The organism is Stenoxybacter acetivorans DSM 19021 (genome assembly GCF_000745895.1).
Taxonomy (GTDB): Bacteria; Pseudomonadota; Gammaproteobacteria; order Burkholderiales; family Neisseriaceae; genus Stenoxybacter; species Stenoxybacter acetivorans.
Map to the genome: position 1 here is coordinate 1 of NZ_JQKE01000115.1, position 3,280 is coordinate 3,280.

3 protein-coding genes are annotated in these 3,280 nt (G+C 41.6%); all 3 read right to left on the reverse strand.

Annotated elements, in window-relative coordinates; genetic code table 11:
• Positions 1 to 507 precede the first annotated feature (507 nt).
• Complete coding sequence (locus Q384_RS10730) at positions 508 to 942, reverse strand: Sbal_3080 family lipoprotein (RefSeq protein ID WP_037588009.1); 435 nt, start codon at positions 940 to 942, stop codon at positions 508 to 510.
• 108 nt (positions 943 to 1,050) lie between these two features.
• Complete coding sequence (trpD, locus tag Q384_RS10735; protein WP_037588010.1) at positions 1,051 to 2,085, reverse strand: anthranilate phosphoribosyltransferase; 1,035 nt, start codon at positions 2,083 to 2,085, stop codon at positions 1,051 to 1,053.
• Positions 2,086 to 2,309: 224 nt separating this feature from the next.
• The gene (locus Q384_RS10740; RefSeq protein WP_037588013.1) at positions 2,310 to 2,888 is read right to left on the reverse strand and encodes an aminodeoxychorismate/anthranilate synthase component II; all 579 of its coding nucleotides are present in this window, start codon (positions 2,886 to 2,888) and stop codon (positions 2,310 to 2,312) included.
• Between the last annotated feature and the right edge of the window lie 392 nt (positions 2,889 to 3,280).

Genomic DNA, 3,280 nt, shown 5'->3' on the forward strand with positions numbered 1-3,280 from the left:
GGCATTAAAGTACAGCGATTACTGGCGGCTACCTCTGATAATTACCGTGAGCAACTACTGAAACTGTGTTAAATCTTTCATGCGATTGCCCTGGTACAACAATAAAACACGGCGTGAAATATTCTCTGTAAAATCAACTGCACACCTCGGCAGGTGCTTTTGAAGAGACATTAAAAGCAGAAAGAGCTGATCACTTTTGGTAGTTCATCATTACCAACCGATTGATTGATTGATTTCTGCTTGCTTCACCCAAGTACGCAAAATTTCAGTACTGCAACCGATTTTTTTGGCAATCAAACACATGGCAACCCTTTGCGTCCGAGATGATGCTGCTACAGTCTTGATACAAATGCACAGTGCGCGCTTTGATTTCAGGTAATCGTTTTTTGTTCATAACCGAATTCTCTTCAGAATATTCAGTCTCTAAGAAAGTTGGGGCAGTACAAAAAACATTTATCGTTCTTAAATAAAACACCACCACGCGTTATTCAAGCATTTTTGGTTGATTTATCGTTTCTGACTCAACAATGAATCAACCAAAGGATTGATAACTTCGGCGGTGGATTTCCATTTGGTTAAAGACCAATTATTACCATCGTATTCAGTGTAGGCAATGAGTTGATTATTATCATAAATAGCCAAATGGACGGTATCAATATAAGTCGTAAAATCCCAGCTTCTTCTGGCAGAATAAGCCAAGGTGTAACGGCAAGACAATGCTTCGGTGTTGTTTACCAAGTTACTTTTAATACCGTGGATGCGTAATCTGTTTTGCAAGACGCTGACCATATCACGAACTTTGACTTCAGGGTTTTCAAGAATGCAGATTTTGCCAATTTGAGCGATTTTGTGTGATTGCAAGGGCTGGGTATCCACGCTGGTGCAACCGCTTAAACCCGATACAACCAAAATCATCAAGAATGCTTTGCTGCTACTGTTCATATTTGTTTTCTTTGATTATTTTTTTACTGAATCAAATTAATCAGGCATTTATATTGCCCTGAAAAAACATTCACGTTTTCAGGTAGCCTGTTAAATCATGCGGTAAATTCAAGCGGCTGCCATTTTCTGAGTCTGTACAATAAATTCCTGCTGTTTGGCTTTGGCTTTACCGGAATCAATGGCTTCTTTAGCGGCGATAACTCCGTCAGCAAGCGAAGCAACCACATTGCCTGCCAGCAAAGTGGCGGCGGTGTTGAGTAAAACAATATCACGGCACGGACCGGCTTCGCCTGCCAGAACACTGTTCATTTTTTGCAAAGATTCTCGGCTGTTGTTTACTTGAATGGGTTTTAAATCTTCAATCACCGTTAAATCAAATTGTTCAGGATGAACATCGTATTCCATTACCATGCCGTCTTTTAGTTCTGCCACACGCGTGGTACCGGTTAAGGTGATTTCGTCCAAACCATCGCTGCCATGCACCACCAACACATGTTTGCTGCCCATTTGCTGTAACACACGCGACAAAATACCCACCAGATCAATGTGAAATACGCCCAGCACCTGATTGCGGGCATTTGCCGGATTGGTGAGCGGTCCCAACACATTAAAAATAGTACGCACACCCAAAGCACGCCGCACTGGTGCAACGTATTTCATGCTGCTGTGGTGATTGGGTGCAAACATAAAACCCAGTCCCATATCATCAATACATTGCCCAACTTGCTCTGCACTTAAAGTCAGCGGTACGCCCATGGTTTCAATAATATCTGCCGAGCCACTGGATGATGATACAGAGCGGCCACCATGTTTTGCCACTTTAGCCCCTGCCGCTGCCGCCACAAACATGCTGGTGGTGGAAATATTGAACGTATGGGCATTGTCGCCGCCTGTGCCAACCACATCAACCAAATGTTGGGCATCTTGCACCGGCACTTTTGTTGCAAATTCACGCATAACAGCAGCAGCAGCAGCGATTTCAGACACCGATTCCACTTTAATACGCAAACCAATCAACAAAGCGGCAATCACTTCGGGGGCAACTTCCCCTGTCATGATTTGACGCATCAAATGCGTCATTTCATCATAAAATAATTCGTTGTTGTCTAAAATGCGATTCAGTGCTTGTTGGGGGGTAATCATGGAATCTCCAATTGACGAGAATATTGTTTTCGATATTTTATTTAATGCAAACAGATGATGTCAGCATTTTTTCAGGGCGAAATACATAAAGCAAGCTAAAGCGTTAATTCATTATTAAGCAACAGGAAAATGAACAAATGCTGCCAGTTACCAATCAAGGTAGAACGATTTTTGCCAATCGACTTTAACACCAATTTTGTTTCACCAAAGACAACAAATATTTTTCAAGCAGCCTGAATATACTCGGTCAAAAAATGACGCAACATATCGTGTCCATGTTCAGTAAGCAAGGCTTCCGGGTGAAATTGCACCCCTTCCATCGGCAGCGTTTTGTGGCGCACACCCATGATTTCACCATCGTCCGTCCAAGCGGTGATTGCCAAACAATCAGGTAAAGTATCGCGGTCAATTACCAAACTGTGGTAACGCGTGCAAACAACAGGATTCGGTAAACCCGCAAACAGACCGACTCCAGAGTGCGATACAGCAGATATTTTACCGTGCATCAGGGTTTTTGCTCGAATAATCTTACCGCCATAAGCATAACCGATGCTTTGATGTCCCAAGCAAATGCCCAGCAACGGAATTTTTCCGCCAAACTCACGAATCACATCAACCGAAATACCCGCTTCTTTGGGCGTACACGGACCAGGACCTAGCACAATATACTGCGGCGACAAAGCTGCGATACCGGCTAAATCAATTTCATCATTGCATTTCACCACCACCTCTTGCCCAAGTTCAGCAAAATACTGCACGATGTTGTAGGTGAAGCTGTCGTAATTATCTATCATCAAAAGCATGGATTTTTCTTCAATTTATTTATGCCGATACATAAAGCAAATCACCTAAAATCAAGTTCAAACAATCAATTGAATTTTTCTAATTGTACTACCAAATTCAGCCATGATTTGCGGTAGCAATTAATTTTCTTTATTGATTTTAATACTGCCGCATAAATACAGCGATTTTATTTAGCGGCATAGACAATCAAAATAATCCTATCAAAATAAGTGCCCAGCATACCAAAAAATTATTAAAAATTTAAGCGTATTTGCCAAATAACTATATCGGCAATCCATAAAAAACGCCTGTGCTATCCAGGGCAATCGCATGAAAAATTTTCTCTCACCATTTTAATCAATTAAGCCATAGTGTATTATTTTCCATAAATTACTCTCATCAGAAAGAAACT